General features: G+C 63.3%; 13 protein-coding genes and 2 pseudogenes. 12 read left to right on the top strand and 3 right to left on the bottom strand.

The window, feature by feature from the left end; genetic code table 11:
- Nucleotides 1–143 precede the first annotated feature (143 nt).
- Genes U0023_RS25045 through U0023_RS25035 form a run of 3 tightly spaced genes read left to right on the top strand, consistent with a single transcriptional unit; the run spans nt 144 to nt 2,734 of the window.
- A complete protein-coding gene (locus tag U0023_RS25045) occupies nt 144–1,718 on the top strand; it encodes a flavin monoamine oxidase family protein (RefSeq protein WP_040638573.1) in 1,575 nt (524 codons plus the stop codon).
- A gap of 45 nt (nt 1,719–1,763) precedes the next feature.
- Nucleotides 1,764–2,192, top strand: a complete 429-nt coding sequence (locus U0023_RS25040; RefSeq protein WP_009762378.1) for a c-type cytochrome — start codon at nt 1,764–1,766, stop codon at nt 2,190–2,192.
- A gap of 41 nt (nt 2,193–2,233) precedes the next feature.
- Nucleotides 2,234–2,734, top strand: a complete 501-nt coding sequence (locus U0023_RS25035) for a RidA family protein (protein WP_009762377.1) — start codon at nt 2,234–2,236, stop codon at nt 2,732–2,734.
- Between the two features lie 415 nt (nt 2,735–3,149).
- Here the strand turns inward: U0023_RS25035 and U0023_RS25030 are convergent.
- The 3 genes and pseudogenes from U0023_RS25030 to U0023_RS25025 all read right to left on the bottom strand — a co-directional run.
- A pseudogene (locus tag U0023_RS25030) lies at nt 3,150–3,305 on the bottom strand (IS110 family transposase); the annotation flags it as partial.
- A gap of 297 nt (nt 3,306–3,602) precedes the next feature.
- Nucleotides 3,603–3,959: pseudogene (locus U0023_RS35925) on the bottom strand (hypothetical protein); the annotation flags it as partial.
- Between the two features lie 59 nt (nt 3,960–4,018).
- The gene (locus U0023_RS25025; protein WP_009762375.1) at nt 4,019–4,960 is read right to left on the bottom strand and encodes a 2-dehydro-3-deoxygalactonokinase; all 942 of its coding nucleotides are present in this window, start codon (nt 4,958–4,960) and stop codon (nt 4,019–4,021) included.
- 105 nt (nt 4,961–5,065) lie between these two features.
- On the opposite strand from U0023_RS25025, the gene U0023_RS25020 reads away from it, so the two are divergent.
- From U0023_RS25020 to U0023_RS24980, 9 genes are read left to right on the top strand one after another with little or no spacing between them, the layout of a single operon-like run.
- The gene (locus U0023_RS25020; RefSeq protein ID WP_009762374.1) at nt 5,066–5,989 is read left to right on the top strand and encodes a dihydrodipicolinate synthase family protein; all 924 of its coding nucleotides are present in this window, start codon (nt 5,066–5,068) and stop codon (nt 5,987–5,989) included.
- Complete coding sequence (locus U0023_RS25015; RefSeq protein WP_009762373.1) at nt 5,986–7,158, top strand: mandelate racemase/muconate lactonizing enzyme family protein; 1,173 nt, start codon at nt 5,986–5,988, stop codon at nt 7,156–7,158. Before U0023_RS25020 ends, U0023_RS25015 begins: the two co-directional genes overlap by 4 nt.
- A 27-nt stretch (nt 7,159–7,185) precedes the next feature.
- A complete protein-coding gene (locus tag U0023_RS25010; RefSeq protein ID WP_009762372.1) occupies nt 7,186–8,451 on the top strand; it encodes an ABC transporter substrate-binding protein in 1,266 nt (421 codons plus the stop codon).
- Between the two features lie 58 nt (nt 8,452–8,509).
- Nucleotides 8,510–9,415, top strand: coding sequence for a carbohydrate ABC transporter permease (locus tag U0023_RS25005; RefSeq protein ID WP_009762371.1), 906 nt, complete (start codon nt 8,510–8,512; stop codon nt 9,413–9,415).
- Nucleotides 9,416–9,425: 10 nt separating this feature from the next.
- On the top strand, nt 9,426–10,256 hold the full coding sequence (locus U0023_RS25000; protein WP_009762370.1) for a carbohydrate ABC transporter permease: 831 nt from the start codon (nt 9,426–9,428) through the stop codon (nt 10,254–10,256).
- A 12-nt stretch (nt 10,257–10,268) separates the two neighbouring features.
- Entirely contained in the window at nt 10,269–11,378 is a 1,110-nt protein-coding gene (locus U0023_RS24995) for an ABC transporter ATP-binding protein (RefSeq protein ID WP_009492153.1), read from the top strand.
- An 11-nt stretch (nt 11,379–11,389) separates the two neighbouring features.
- Entirely contained in the window at nt 11,390–12,376 is a 987-nt protein-coding gene (locus U0023_RS24990; RefSeq protein ID WP_009492150.1) for an NAD-dependent epimerase/dehydratase family protein, read from the top strand.
- Nucleotides 12,310–14,088, top strand: a complete 1,779-nt coding sequence (locus tag U0023_RS24985; RefSeq protein ID WP_083861404.1) for an SMP-30/gluconolactonase/LRE family protein — start codon at nt 12,310–12,312, stop codon at nt 14,086–14,088. Before U0023_RS24990 ends, U0023_RS24985 begins: the two co-directional genes overlap by 67 nt.
- Nucleotides 14,085–14,846 carry an SDR family NAD(P)-dependent oxidoreductase gene (locus U0023_RS24980; protein WP_009492148.1) on the top strand — a complete coding sequence of 254 codons (762 nt, stop codon included), beginning with the start codon at nt 14,085–14,087 and terminating at the stop codon, nt 14,844–14,846. Before U0023_RS24985 ends, U0023_RS24980 begins: the two co-directional genes overlap by 4 nt.
- Nucleotides 14,847–14,849: the final 3 nt, after the last annotated feature.

Below are 14,849 nucleotides of genomic sequence, written 5' to 3'. Positions count from 1 at the left end.
CACCAAGTCGAAAATCAATGCGCCGCTACCTCTTCGGGTAGGTGCCAAATCGGGGTCTATTAGCGCTGCCGGCAGCGGCGGAAGCTGCCTCGCCGGTCTATTCGAACGAGGGAAAAATGCAAAAAGGGTCTGGATCACAGGGCATGAGCCGTCGCAACCTGCTTGCCATGATCGGCATGACCGCTGGTAGCGCAGCCATGTATCAGGCAATGACGAGCCTGGGCTTCGCGGCTGAGTCCGGTTACACAGGGCCGATCAAGCTCGATGGCGATGCAAAAGGCGCATCGGTCCTCGTGCTCGGCGCCGGGCTTGCCGGTATGACCGCTGCCTTGGAATTGAGGAAGGCAGGGTACAAGGTCCAGATCCTCGAATTCAACCAGAGGCCAGGTGGCCGGAACTGGTCTTTGCGTGGCGGGGACACTTTCACCGAGCTCGGCGGGGCAACGCAGAAGTGTGAATTCGACTCCGGGATGTACATCAATCCAGGTCCCTGGCGCATCCCGTACCACCACCATGCGCTGTTGGACTATTGCAGGCGTCTGGGCGTTCAGCTTGAACCATTCCAGCAGCTCAATCACAATGCCTTTCTGCATTCTGCCAAGGCGTTCGGCGGTAAGCCGCAACGTATCAAGGATATCAAGACCGACTTCACTGGAGGTGTGTCGGAGCTGTTGGCGAAGGTTACACAGCAAGGTAAGCTCGAAGACGTCGTGTCGAAGGAAGACCAAGAGATCCTGCTGCAGGCTCTGAAGTCCTGGGGCGCGCTCGATAAGGATTACAATTATAAGGCTGGGCACCTGACTTCTGAGTACCGAGGCTATACGCAGGATCCCGGCGGCGGTCTAACTGCACGTCCGACCGACAGCGAACCGATCAAGTTCACCGAGGTTCTGAACTCGCGCCTCTGGCGATCGCTGGCCAACTTTTCGCTCTACGAGTTTCAGACAACCATGTTCCAGCCGGTTGGCGGCATGGACATGATCGGCAAGGCCTTCGCTAGGGAACTTGGTGACATCATCCGCTACAATGCGAAGGTAAAGGCTATTCAACAGGACGAGAAGGGTGTCACGGTTACGTATGAAGACACGACGAAGCCGGGAACAACGCTTCAGGCGACCGGCGACTGGTGTGTCTGCACAATTCCTCTGACGATCCTGAGCCAAATCGAGCTGAATGTCGGCGCCGCGATGCAGGCCGCTATTGGCGCGGTACCCTATGCGTCATCAGTGAAGGTCGGCCTGCAGTTCAAGCGCCGGTTCTGGGAGGAAGATGAGCGGATTTATGGCGGCATCAGCTACACGGATCTGCCGATATCCCAGATCTCGTACCCCAGCACTGGGTATAACCAGGGCGGCAAGGGGGTGCTGTTAGGGGCCTATACTTGGAACGGCCCTAACTCATACGAACTCACAGCTATGGACCCTGCCGAGCGCGTGAGGCAAGCGGTCGAGTTCGGCGCCCAGATTCATCCACAATACCGCCAGGAATTCGAGACTGGGATTTCAGTCGCTTGGCACCGAGTCCCGTTTACACTCGGCTGTGCCGGCGACTGGACTGAAGAAGCGCGGAAGGATCATTACGACAACCTCTGCCAGATTGACGGCCGCATCGTCCTTGCGGGCGAGCATGCTTCCTACATTCCAGCCTGGATGGAAGGCGCGATCCTGTCGTCGCTTGATGCAATCTCGCGACTGCACAAACGGGTCCTGGCGAGCTGATGCACTCCAACAGGTCATTCCTCAATTATTCCGAAGGATTCCGTGATGTTCGAAACCACGAAGCGGGTCATGAGCGCCTATGGTCTGGCAACTGCATTCACCGTCGCCTGCGCAGTCAGCACGAGCGCTCAGGAAGCAGCTCAGCCCTCAGCTGAGCCGAGATTGAGCCCCACGCGGGTCTTTGCCCACAAGTCTGGCGAGGCGTTGTTCAACAACGTGTGCGCAGCATGCCATATGCCAGGTGGCAAGGGTGCCTCTGGCGCGGGCATTTATCCTCCCCTCGCCAGCAATCCAAAGCTTGAGGCCGCGGGCTATCCGATTACTGTGGTCCTCCACGGCCTCAATGGTATGCCTCCTGTTGGCAAGATGATGACTGATGAGCAGGTTGCCGAGGTTGTGAACTACGTGCGGACGCACTTTGGCAACTCCTACGAGGACAAGGTGACAGCCCAGGAAGTGACGCAGTCACGCTAGACAGTAATCCGATCCGTTCCACCAACCTACTGGAGATAATAATGATACACCGGCTTGTTGGGGCGTCAGCGCTTGTGACGTTCCTTGCTCTTGTTGCGCCTGCTTCCGCCCAGGACGTCACCCGGCATAAGATCCCGAATTCGGACTTCCCGATCGCGCAGGCCGTTGAAATTCCCGCGGGCAAGACGACAGTTTATATCAGCGGTGCGGTTCCGCCGGTTTCAAACCAGAGCGCCGCGAAGAACACCATCGAAGCCTATGGCGACACGAAGACACAGACTGAAACTGTTCTGCGATCGATCGAGAAGACGTTGAGCTCGATCGGACTGAAAATGGGAGATGTGGTCAGAATGCAGGTCTTCCTCGTTGGCGATCCGGGTAAGGGCGGGAAGATGGATTTCGCTGGGTTCATGCAGGGATATACCCAGTTCTTCGGGACCACTGAGCAGCCGAACTTACCGACCCGGTCTGTATTTCAAGTCGCCGGATTGGCGAACCCAGGCTTTCTGGTCGAGATCGAGGTCACGGCTGTCCGGCCGTAGCCTCGGCAAGGGGGTTGAGTTAGATGTTTAGATGGGGTTGTCTAATCGCAGCCTCTTAAGCAAGTCCTTTATCGAAATTGCTCGACGATACCATCGCTGGTCGGTCGACGGATCTCGGACAGAAGGTATTGCGATCGCGCTGCTTGTTCTTCTTGGCGCCGGTGATGGTCGCTTGCCGGGAGCACGGTTGTCTTCGCGGTCGACACCAGTTCGCCGCATGATGGTCTTCGCAGGTGGAGGCCTTCCAATGTATTCGACGCAGTCTGCGGGTCGATCACACGCACCTGCAGTCCCATCAGCGGAATGACCTGACCTACGTCCCGGCAGGGACGTCTCGGCGCGTCCGAAGAGAGAACGCAATCTACCTGTGGCTCAGCTTCAAGTCATGGCCGGTCCCCCGTGCTCCGGTGCGCTCTCAGGCGGCCGTGCTGGCGGACCGATCAAAGAACTCGCCAGTTCTCAGCATCGTGTGCATGACAACGGCGAGTTTCCTCGCCATGGCAACGGCTGCTCGCTTGAAGCCGACCCGCTCCCGGAGCCTGAGGCCCCATTGCCGCACATTGCTCGCCACGTAGAGGAGGACGCCCACGGCGATAGTGAGTATTTGGTCCTGGGATGGAGGGTCCCACAGCTGCACGAAGGTCAACGCGAGACCGGGAGTGAGCGTCGCTGCATTGGCGGTCAGAGTCAAGCGTAGGGCGCCGCTCAGCCGCGGCAGATGGCGCGTGGTCACGTCGCGCCCCGCGAAGCACAATGCGCTGAGGCCGGCACTCGTCAGGCCGAGAGGCGACAGGTCCAAGCCGGGCCGCAGCAGCAGGAGCGTTCCGGCAAATCCGATGCTGATCGCAATCCAGATGCCGCGGGACGCGTGCTCGTTAAGGATCGCCTTGCCGAGTACCGTGACCAAGAGGGGAACAGTCATCAGGACACCGGTTACGAGGGTAATGGGCAGATGCGTTACCGCGACTATGAGAAAGCCGGCGGCGGCGGCCTCACATCCAGCACGGAATGCGACCCATCGGTTCCAAGCAGCTGACGGAATGGCGGGGTTGCCGCGCATGGTGCGTATCAGACAGCGACCGGCCAGGAAAATGATGGTGAGAGCGAGTGCTCCGGTCGAGCGCAGGACGACAATCTCCGCGACCGGCAGTGCCCTGAGAAGCTGGAAGCAAAAGTTGTTCCCAACCCCGGCGGTTGCAGCGAGGAATGTCTGAAGAAGTCCCAGATACTCCCGGTCTCAGGCCTTATGCTCCATTATGATCGCCTCCGCCCATCCCTGCCGGCTCACGCCGCGGGATGAATGTCCTCGGCGATCCGCGCCACGGCTAGACAGCCGCGCACTGCTGCATCCTCGGGGGCGGGTTCGAGGCTGAGACCGAACGCGCCGGCGACCCGCTCGTAGACCTCAACGAGGTCGTCGTCACCGACAACAGCGATTCGATCGCCATCCGTGAACCATCCGAGCGCCTTTGCTTCTCGGAATTCAGATGCCACGACAAGGCCGGATAAGTAGTCAGTCATCTGCTCTGGCACGAGGGCGCCTGAGAGCCAGCCGGTCCTTACGGCAAAGAGATGGGTCAGAAGCCCTGCAGTCCGCTTGTCGTCGCGGACAAGAGCAACGCCCTTCAGGAAGGCATCCCAATTTGACGTTGCGGGTCTGCGTGCAACCTTCGACAGGAACGAGTGGCGAGAGAGCGTACTGAATATCTCCCCCGTCACGAGGGTCTGGAACGCGGCGATCCGTCTGCCGGCAATCCGGGCCCACTTGGCATGGGTCCCCGGAAGTACGACCGTAATGTCCTTATCAAGCCCGAAGCCCACGAGCTGGGTCTCCTCCCCGCGCATTACGTCGGGGAACGGATGTGCTGAGCGGTCGGTGAGGCCCGGCAGGAATGTGATGGTGCCGCCATCCGGCAGAGGCAGGTTCTTCACCTGGGCGGCGAGATCCCGCGAATCCGCTGGTGTCGGAACATACGGCATCTCGATCCAGCCATTACGACTGCCGATCATGCCAGCCGCATAGACCGGAAGAAACCCATAGGCGGCACGCCACGGCGCGATGGCGCGTTGGAGCACGCCGAGGAAGTCCCCCTCGCGGACAGACTGAATGCCCTCCTCAGTCTCTATGCGATCGCGAACTGTTCCGTCCGGTGTCACGAGCAGGGCGCGAAACGAGGTCGTCCCCCAGTCCAGAATGATGCGAAGGCGGGTCACGTCGAGCGTCATGGCGTTTCCATCCGTTAGTTTGATCTCCTTGACCCATAAACCAAGGACACGTAAGGTCCAATATGAAAAACAATCAGTCCAACATATGGACCAAGAGGAAACGAGATGCTTCAGGGAATCCTTCCCGTCCTTCCCACGCCCTTTTCCACGACCGGCGGAATTGATCCCGACGCCATGGATCGCATCGTCGAGTTTGCGCTCGCTTCGGGAGTGGACGGCGTGGTGTTTCCCGGCTTTGCCAGCGAGGTCGATGAACTGCGTGCCGACGAACGGGCGAGCCTTCTGCGGCGCGTGGTCGAGCGGGTCGACGGGCGTGTTCCCGTGGTCGCCGGCGCGAGCGCCCCGAGCGCCGAGGAGGCGATTGCCCATGCCCGGGAAGCGCTCGCGGCTGGGGTTCGCTTCACGATGATCCAGGCGCCCAAGAGCGTTGGCGTCGATGCGGCGGCGGTGGCGGCCTTCTACGGGGCCATCGCCGCGGCGGTGCCGGAAATCCAGATCGTGCTGCAGAACGCGCCGGCACCGCGCGGGTCGGATCTGAAGCCTGACGTGATTCTCGCCATCGTCAAGGACAACCCGGCTATCACCTACGTGAAGGAGGAGACGCTTCCTGCCGGGCCCGCGATCACCGCAATCCTCAAGGACCGGCCGGCGCACCTGAAGGGCGTCATCGGCGGCGGCGGCGCCCGCTACATCATCGACGAATATCGGCGCGGCGCCTGCGGCGCGATGCCGGCGGTGGAAATCGCCGACGTGCATGTCGCCCTCGACCGCGCTTTCCGCTCAGGCGACATCGCCAAGGCCCGCGATCTGTACATGCGGACCCTTCCGCTTCTCGTCATCCAGGCCAATTTCCGCATGGCCTTCACCAAATACGTGCTGACGCGGCGCGGCATCCTGTCGAACCGCGTTGCACGGGCGAAGCTGCCGCCCATGGACGACATGGATCTGTCGGAGATCGACGCCTGGCTGAAGCTGGCCTCGCCCCTCCTGACCAACGACGCTGCCGCCTTTGCCGGAGCCGCCGAATGAGCACCCGCGTCAAGACCGTCTCGGTCTACTCGATCACCCTTCCGCGTGAGACCATCTATCTCGGCGAGCCGCGCCCCGGCGAGACGGTGAACGAGAAGGGCTACATCGTCCGCAAAGGCAACCGCACGGTCTACCCGACCAGCGACCGCACGGTGGTCGTGCGCATCGAGACCGCCGACGGAGCGGTCGGATGGGGCGAGACCTACGGCATCGTCGCACCGGGGGCCGCAATGGCGATCGTAGACGACCTCCTCGGCCCCTTCGTTGTCGGCCGCGACCCACGCGACGTGGTCGTGATCCACGAGGATCTCTACGATCTCATGCGCGTGCGCGGCTATACCGGGGGCTTCTACCTCGACGCCCTCGCCGCCATCGACATCGCCCTGTGGGACCTGTGCGGCAAGCTCTCCGGCTTGCCCCTCGTCAAGCTCCTTGGCGGGCAGCGGCATGAGAAACTGCCGGCCTACATCTCGGGGCTCCCCAAGCGCACCCGCACGGAGCGGGCCGCCTTCGCGGCCGAATGGCAGGCGAAGGGCTTCTCCAGCTTCAAGTTCGCAGCGCCTGTCGCCGATGACGGCGTCGTCGCGGAGATGGAGACCCTGCGCGAGACGCTCGGACCTGCGGCTCGCATCGCCTGCGACATGCATTGGGCCCGCACGGCCGACCAGGCCATCGCCGCAATCCGCGCCATGGAGCCGTACGGCCTGTGGTTCGCCGAGGCGCCGGTGAAGCCGGAGGATGTGGACGGCCTTGCCCGTGTCGCAGCCAACGTGACAACGACCGTCGCCGCCGGGGAGGAATGGCGGACAGTGTTCGATCTCGTTACGCGGGTCGAAAAGCGCGCCTGCGGCATCGTCCAGCCGGAAATGGGGCACAAGGGCGTGACCGAATTCATGCGAGTCGGCCAGTACGCCCAGGCCCATCATCTCGAAGTGATCCCGCACGCGACCATCGGCATCGGCCTGTTCATGGCCGCGAGCCTGCATGCGAGCGCTGCCCTCTCAGCGGTCACGTCCCACGAGTATCAGCATTCGATTTTCGAGCCGAACCGCCGGCTGGTAACCGGCGACATGGACTGCCGAGAGGGCTTCTACACGCTCCCGACCGGCCCAGGCCTCGGAGTCGAGCCATCCGAGGAGGCCCTGAGCCTCCTCCAACAATACCGATAACAATTAACCCGCAACGGAGGAAGTGCCATGCTGAGAAGAAAACTGACCATCCTCGCGGCGACCGCCGCCCTTGCCCTGAGCACAAACGCGGGGCTCGCGCAGAACAAGGTTCTCAAGTTCGTGTCTTGGCAAAAGGACGAGCGCGGTGTCGGCGACTGGTGGGCCTCGGTGATCAAGGCGTTCGAGGAATCTCATCCCGGCGTGAAGATTGAATGGACCAAAGTCGAACGCGGCGCCTACGCCGACACGATGACGACGCTGTTCGCCGGCGGCAATCCGCCGGACATCGTGCACCTCGCCTCCTTCGAGTTCCAGAAATTCGCGGACAATGGATGGCTCGAACCTCTCGATCCCTACATCAAGGAATCGAAGCTCGATCTCAACGGCTGGGCCGGCCAGGACACCTGTGTCTGGAACAAACAGACCGTTTGCACCATGATGCTCTACTTCGGCTATTTCCTTGCCTACAACGAGGACCTGCTAAAGAAGGAAGGATTGGCGGTGCCGAAGACCTACGCCGAGTTCCTTGAAGCCGCCAAGAAAACAACCAAGGACCTCAACGGTGACGGCATCATCGATCAGTTCGGCACCGGTCACGAGACCCGCGGTGGCGGCGGCCAGTACATCAGCGAGATGATGAACTACACCCTCGACGCCGGCGGACGCTGGACGGACGAGAACGGCAAGGTCACCATCAACACGCCGCAGATGATCGAAGGGCTCTCCCGCTGGAAGACGATCGTCAAGAACAATCTCACGCCGCGCGACATGTCGGCGGGCGAGGTGCGCCAGCTTTTCGCGGATGGTAAGATCGCTCTGAAGATGGACGGCCCATGGCTCTGGCCGATCATTCAAAAGGGCAAGGCCAAGGACCAGATCAAGACTGCCATGGTCCCGTTCAACCCACCGGTCGGCGGCTCGTCCAACGTTCTCGCGATCCCTGCGGACATCAATAGCGCGAACAAGAAGCTGGTGTGGGATTTCATCAAGCTCGCGACCTCGGATCAGTTCCAGTCGACCTACGCCACCCTCGGCGCCTCCCCGCCCCCGAGCCCGCGTGCGGACATCAAGGCCGCCAAGGCCGAGAACCCGAACTTCGATCTCCTGGTCCAGGTGACGCAAGCCGCCGCTCAGGCCAAGGTCGACCGGATTCCGAAGGGATTGGAGATCCAGTTCAACGAGTTCTCCAAGACGATCATGGAAGAAGCGCAGCGTATGATCATCCAAGACCTCGATCCAAAGACAGTCGCCGCGACCATGCAGCAGAAGGCGGAAGCCCTTCAGCAACAGTGACGCCATCAGCGCCACGCCGCCAGCCGCGAAAGCGGCTGGCTCCTTCACAGGGGATTTCATGAAGCCAGGATTCAGCCTTGACCTCGCGCGCCCAAGCCGACGCCATTGGCTTGGCTATCTTCTCCTCGCGCCCGCCGTCCTCCTCATCGGCCTCATCATTGTCTACCCTCTCATCGTATCGGTGGACATCTCGTTTCAGAACGTAACTATCGCGCGGCTCGATCAGGCGCGGCGGCCGTTCACGACCGCGAACTACGAGCGGCTGTTCACGTCCCCGGACTTTTGGAACGCGGCCTGGATCACTCTCAAGCTCGTGGTCATCGTCAGCCTGTTCTGTTTCCTGCTCGGGCTCGGGACCGCGCTTCTCGTCAATAACAAGTTCAAGGGACAGTCCCTGGCCCGCCTGCTTGTCGCCCTGCCCTGGGCCGTGCCGGAGGTCATCGCCGTGGTGATCTTCGCATGGATGTTCGATTCATCCTTCGGGCTGATGAACTGGATCTTCATCAAGCTCGGATTCATCGACACCACGGTCAACTGGTTCTCGTCCCCGGCCGCCGCCTTCATGGTCGTGTGCGTCACCATGATCTGGAAGGGCTATCCTTTCGTGTCCATCATGATGCTCGCCGGCCTGCAGTCCATTCCGGAGGATTTCTACAACGCCGCGCGGGTCGACGGCGCGAACACTTGGCAGCGCCTCGTCAACATCACCATCCCGTCGCTGATGCCCATCCTCGGCGTGACCCTCGTTCTGGTCATGCTGTGGGTGTTCCGCGACTTCTCCATCATCTACGTCCTTACGGGCGGTGGGCCGCTGAAGGCAACGCAGACCCTCTCGATCATGACGTACGAACAGGCCTTCGGATTCTTCAAAATGGGCTATGCCTCCGCCATCGGCGTGATCACCCTCATCGTTTGCATCATCGCGAGCCGCCTGATGATGGGGCGCGCTCCGGACAACATCTGAGGTCGTCGTCATGAAGCGTAGCCTCCTCCACTCGACGATCCTGTACGCGGCGGTGATTGTCGCCTGCGCCCTGCTCGTCTTCCCGATCTACTGGCTGTTCATCACCGCGATCTCGCCGCCCGACCAGCTCCGGGTGCTGCCACCCCGGTTCTGGCCCGAGATCCCGCGCTGGGACGTGTTCGGTGCGGTGATGCGCGACCGGCCGATCCTGCTCTGGCTCGGCAACTCGGCGCTTGCCGCTATCGGCAGCGTGATCCTGTCGATGACGGTGTCGGTGCTCGCCGGCTACAGCCTGTCGCGCTTCCGCGTTCGCGGCGGCCAGTCGCTCGGATTGTTCATCCTCACGGCCAAGATGCTGCCGGCGACGCTGCTCGTCATCCCGCTGTTCGGCATCTTCCGCACCCTCGACCTGATCGGCAGCCTGTGGTCGATCGTCCTCGCCCATGCCACCCTGATCATCCCGTTCACCACCTGGATGCTGAAGGGCTATTTCGACACGATCCCGCGGGAGCTCGAACAGGCCGCGATGGTCGACGGCTGCTCACCCCTCGGCGCCATGGCGCGTGTGATCCTTCCGGTCTCCACGCCGGGCCTTGCCGCGACGGCGCTCTACGGGTTCGTGCTGTCCTGGTCGGACTATGCCTACGCCCGCACATTTCTGACGAATGCGCAGACCAATTGGACCGCGAATCTCGGTATCACCACCATGAAGGGCGAGTACATCTCCAACTGGGGCGACATCTCGGCCGCCTCGATCCTCGTCGCCCTTCCAGTCCTCGTCATCTACCTGTTCCTCGAACGCTATCTCGTCGGCGGCCTCACCGCCGGCGCCGAAAAATAGGGGAGTCGCCACATGGCCGGCATTCACATCGAGCACGTGACCAAGTCCTACGGTCAGCTCACGGTCCTCAAGGACTTCTCACTCGACATCGCCGACGGCGAGTTCGTGGTCTTCGTCGGGCCGTCAGGCTGCGGCAAGTCCACCATGCTCAAGATCCTTGCAGGACTGGAGGAGGCGACCACCGGGACGATCCGCATCGGCGGCCGCGACGTCACCGATCTCGCGCCGGGCGATCGCGATATCGCCATGGTGTTCCAGAACTACGCGCTTTACCCGCACCTGACAGTGCGAAAGAACATGGGCTTCGGCCTGAAGATGCGCGGCACGGCCCCGGCGGAGATCGACCGGCGCGTCACCGAGACGGCCAAGATCCTCGGTGTCGAACACCTCCTCGACCGGCGTCCGAAAGCCCTCTCCGGCGGCCAGCGCCAGCGCGTCGCTCTCGGCCGCGCCATCGTGCGCGAGCCGCAGGCCTTCCTGATGGACGAGCCCCTGTCGAACCTGGACGCCAAGCTGCGCGTCCATACCCGTGCGGAGATCAGCGCCCTGCACAAGCGCCTCGGCGTGACGACGATTTACGTGACGCATGATCAGATCGAAGCCATGACCATGGCCGACCGCATCGTGATCATGCGCGACGGCGTCATCCAGCAGATCGCCAGTCCGGACACCATGTTCCGCAAGCCGGAGAACCTGTTCGTGGCAGGCTTCATCGGCTCTCCCGGCATGAACTTCTTCAAGGCGACGGTGGGGTCGGGACAGGGCGGCGCCACGGTGCGCCTGTTCGGGAGGGACGTGCCCCTCCATGCGCCTGCGAGCCTTTCCGGCCGCGAGGTGGTGGTCGGCCTGCGGCCAGAGCACATCGTCGCCGGCCAGGGTTCGGTCACCTTCCCGGTGACCCCACGCCTCGTCGAGAGTCTCGGCAGTGAGAAATACGTCTATGTGGATGTTCCGCCGGAGAACCGCGTGGAGGTCGCCCGCACCGGCGACGACCGTCGCGCCGATACCATCATCGCCCGTCTCATCAATCCCGAGGAGCATGCCGGCGGCGGGCCGCTCACCCTGTCCTTCGATCCCGCACGCCTGCATCTCTTCGACGCGCAGACCCACGTTGCCATTTGAATGAGGTCCCGATGACGATCCTAGTAACCGGAAGCGCCGGACGTGTCGGATCCAAGGTGGTTCAGCGCCTGCTCGATGACGGCAAGGCGGTAACCGGCTTCGATCTGAGGCCCTCGGGCATCGCCCACCCGCGTTTCCGCGAGGTGGTCGGCGTCTTCGACGACCGGCTGGCGGCGGCGGCCGCGACGGAGGGAGCCACCGCCGTGCTCCACCTCGGCGCCTTCATGTCTTGGCTCCCGGGCGATTCCGACAAGCTGCACCGGGCGAACGTGGACGGCACTCGTATCCTCCTCGAGCAGGCGGTCCGTGCGAAACCGGAGCGGGTGATCTTTGCGAGTTCCGGCGAGGTCTATCCGGAGAACGTCCCGGACTACCTGCCGGTCGACGAGGACCATCCCGTCAAGCCGCGCTCGCTCTACGGTCTCACAAAGCTCCTCGGCGAGGAGATCGTGCGTTTCTTCGAGCGTGTGTCGGGCGTTCCGGCAACGATCCTGCGCTTCTCCCACACTCAGGACGCCTGCGAGCTCCTCGACCCTGAGAGCTTCTTCTCCGGTCCGCGCTTCTTCCTGCACCCGAAGATCCGCCAGCAGGAGGGCTTCGGCCATACCGCGGCCGTCGAGCGGCTCAAGGCGATCGACGACGGCCGCGAATCCCTGGTGATCTCACGCAACGAGAACGGTCGCCCGTTCAGGATGCACATCACCGATACGCGGGACATGATCGAAGGCATCCTCCTTGCCCTCGCCAGCCCGAAGGCGGCCGGCCGCACTTACAATCTCGGCGCCACCGCTCCCGTGGATTTCGCGGAGGCGATCAGCCTCATGGCGAAACTCACCGGTCTGCCGTTGAAGATTGTCGACCTGCCCGGTAGCGGTGTGTTCTACGAGACCTCCAACGCGCGAATCCGCACGGAACTAGGCTTTGAACCCAAATGGACGATCGAACGGATGATCGAAGAGGCGGCGGCCGCCCGCGCGGAACGGACGAAGGCCGCCTAGCCGTGGACAACCCACGCGTTGCGCCGCCGGAGGAGCGGGAGGTTCCGACCGGGGCTGCAGCCCTCGCCAAGGGCCTCTATCTCCTCGATGTGATCGGCGAGCATGCCATGCCGCCGCGATTCAAGGACTTGCAGGCAGCGACGAAGCTCACGAAGGGCACCCTGGCGCGGATGCTCAACACCCTCGTCCTGTTCCGCCTCGTGCGGCATGAGGAGAGCGACAACACCTACCGGCTCGGACACCGGCTCTTCGAGCTGGCGCACCGGGTGTGGGAGTCCTTCGATCTGCGCGGAGCCGCCTCGCCGGTGATCGAGCGCCTCGCTGACGAGACCCGGGAGACCGTCGCTTTGTGCTCCATCGATGGTGACGAGGTGCTCTACATCGACCAGAAGAGTCGCGGCGGCGCCTTCGGCTTCAGGATCGAGATCGGCCGCCGGGCGCCCCTGCACTGCACCGCCGGCGGCAAGGCGCTACTTGCCTTCGCTTCCCCGCACGAGCGCCGAGCCCTCCTCGATCACAACGCGCTCCAAGGTTTCACTGATCGCACCATCACCGACAGTGAGTCGCTCATGGCCGATCTCGCCCTCGCCCGGGCGCGTGGGTATGCCATCTCCCTTGAGGAGCATGTGGCAGGAGTCGTCTCGGTCGCCGCCCCGATCTTCGATCATACCGGCCGGGCGATTGCCGCCATCGGCGTATTCGGGCCGAGTTCGCGCCTGTCTAACGACCGGCTCCACACCACAGGGCGCGACCTTATGGCGGCCGCGCGCCAGATCTCCGGCAATGTCGGCGCCATGCCGATGAACATCAATCCGCAGAGCCGGGCGGGGCCGCCCTCCGATAGCGGCGTGGAATGCGTGCTGCCCTGGGGGGCGCATCTCGCCGAGGGACCGGTCTGGATGCCGCACGAGAAGAGGCTCTACTGGGTCGACATCCTTGCCCCGTCTGTGCATCGCTTCGATCCGGCAACGCGCACCAACGAAGAGGTCGTGCTGCCCAGGCTCGTCAGCGCCGTCGTGCCGCGCCGCGGCGGCGGGCTCGCCGCTCTCACCCAGGACGGCCTTGAGGCCCTCGACTTCGAGAGCGGCCGCCTTGAGCCGCTCGTCGACCCTGAGGCGGAGATTCCCGACAACCGCTTCAACGACGGCAAATGCGACCGGATCGGTCGGTTGTGGGGCGGTACCATGCGCCTTGATGCGAGCCGCGCCACCGGTGCCCTCTACGCCATCTCCGGCGACCACACGTGGAAGCGTGTGGCGGCCGGCTTCACCGTAGCCAACGGCCTCGACTGGAGCCCGGACGGACGCACCTTCTATTTCACCGATTCCGCCCCAGGCAGGATCTACGCCTACGATTTTGATCTCGCCGCCGGTGCTATCGACAACCGGCGCGTGTTCGCCGAGATCGATGCCGCGGACGGGCGGCCGGACGGTCTCGCGATCGATAGTGAGGGCTTCCTATGGTGCGCCATCTGGGACGGGTGGTGCGTGCGCCGCTACGACCCGAACGGTCGCCTGGAGCGCGAGGTGCGGCTGCCTGTGCCCCGTCCGACCAGCGTCGCCTTCGGCGGGGAGGATCTGAAGACCCTCTTCATCACCACCGCGCGCATCCGCCTGCCCTCGCGCGTCCTTGCCGAGGCACCCTTCTCGGGCGGCCTCTTCGCCATGCCGGTCCCAGCCGCCGGCCTGCCCGTGTCGGAGTTTGCCGGTTGACCCTACCCCACTTTCCCGATCTTTCCTCGCGCACAGCGCTCGTCACGGGCGGCGCCGAAGGCATCGGCCGCGCCATCGTCGAGGCCTTCGCCACGCAAGGCACGGCGGTGGCCTTTCTCGACCGCAACGTGGAGCTCGGCGAGGCGCTCGCAGCCGATCTCGTGGCAACGGGAGCGCAGGTCGTGTTCCGCGCCGTCGACCTGCGCGAGATCGGCGCCACGCAGGAGGCGATCCGCGCCCTTGCGGCCAATCTCGGGCCGTTCTCGATCTGCGTCAACAATGCCGGTCACGACGAGCGCCACCGCTTCGACGAGGTGACCGAGACCTATTGGGACGACCGGTTGGCCGTGAACCTCCGGCCAATGATGTTCGTCAGCCAGGCCGTCGCGCCGGGCATGCGCGCCCTCGGCGGCGGCGCAATCGTCAATCTCGGCTCAACATCCTGGATGCAGGGCGCATCCGGGCTCATCGCCTACACCACCGCGAAATCGGCGGTCATCGGCTTCACCCGCTCGCTCGCCCGCGAACTCGGGCCCGACGGCATCCGCGTCAACTGCGTCACTCCTGGCTGGGTGATGACCGAGCGGCAGCGCAAGACTTGGTGGACGCCGGAGAAATGGGCGGCCGCCCAAGTCCGCCAGTCCATCAAGGGCGAGATCCTGCCGGAGGACATCGCGGCGATGGTGCTGTTTCTCTCGTCGGGCGCGGCGCGCCGGTGCACCGGCCAGAACTATATCGTCGATGCCGGGGTTGTGTGAGCC

The sequence above is a fragment of the Microvirga lotononidis genome, from assembly GCF_034627025.1.
Classification (GTDB): Bacteria; Pseudomonadota; Alphaproteobacteria; order Rhizobiales; family Beijerinckiaceae; genus Microvirga; species Microvirga lotononidis.
This window is presented reverse-complemented; position numbering and strand designations above follow the sequence as displayed.

Excerpts from the sequence above, each read along its gene's own strand:
- U0023_RS25045 (WP_040638573.1), top strand. The coding sequence starts at position 144 with ATGAGCCGTCGCAACCTGCTTGCCATGATCGGCATGACCGCTGGTAGC.
- U0023_RS25040 (WP_009762378.1), top strand. The coding sequence starts at position 1,764 with ATGTTCGAAACCACGAAGCGGGTCATGAGCGCCTATGGTCTGGCAACT.
- U0023_RS25035 (WP_009762377.1), top strand. The coding sequence starts at position 2,234 with ATGATACACCGGCTTGTTGGGGCGTCAGCGCTTGTGACGTTCCTTGCT.
- U0023_RS25025 (WP_009762375.1), bottom strand. The coding sequence starts at position 4,960 with ATGACGCTCGACGTGACCCGCCTTCGCATCATTCTGGACTGGGGGACG.
- U0023_RS25020 (WP_009762374.1), top strand. The coding sequence starts at position 5,066 with ATGCTTCAGGGAATCCTTCCCGTCCTTCCCACGCCCTTTTCCACGACC.
- U0023_RS25015 (WP_009762373.1), top strand. The coding sequence starts at position 5,986 with ATGAGCACCCGCGTCAAGACCGTCTCGGTCTACTCGATCACCCTTCCG.
- U0023_RS25010 (WP_009762372.1), top strand. The coding sequence starts at position 7,186 with ATGCTGAGAAGAAAACTGACCATCCTCGCGGCGACCGCCGCCCTTGCC.
- U0023_RS25005 (WP_009762371.1), top strand. The coding sequence starts at position 8,510 with ATGAAGCCAGGATTCAGCCTTGACCTCGCGCGCCCAAGCCGACGCCAT.
- U0023_RS25000 (WP_009762370.1), top strand. The coding sequence starts at position 9,426 with ATGAAGCGTAGCCTCCTCCACTCGACGATCCTGTACGCGGCGGTGATT.
- U0023_RS24995 (WP_009492153.1), top strand. The coding sequence starts at position 10,269 with ATGGCCGGCATTCACATCGAGCACGTGACCAAGTCCTACGGTCAGCTC.
- U0023_RS24990 (WP_009492150.1), top strand. The coding sequence starts at position 11,390 with ATGACGATCCTAGTAACCGGAAGCGCCGGACGTGTCGGATCCAAGGTG.
- U0023_RS24985 (WP_083861404.1), top strand. The coding sequence starts at position 12,310 with ATGGACGATCGAACGGATGATCGAAGAGGCGGCGGCCGCCCGCGCGGA.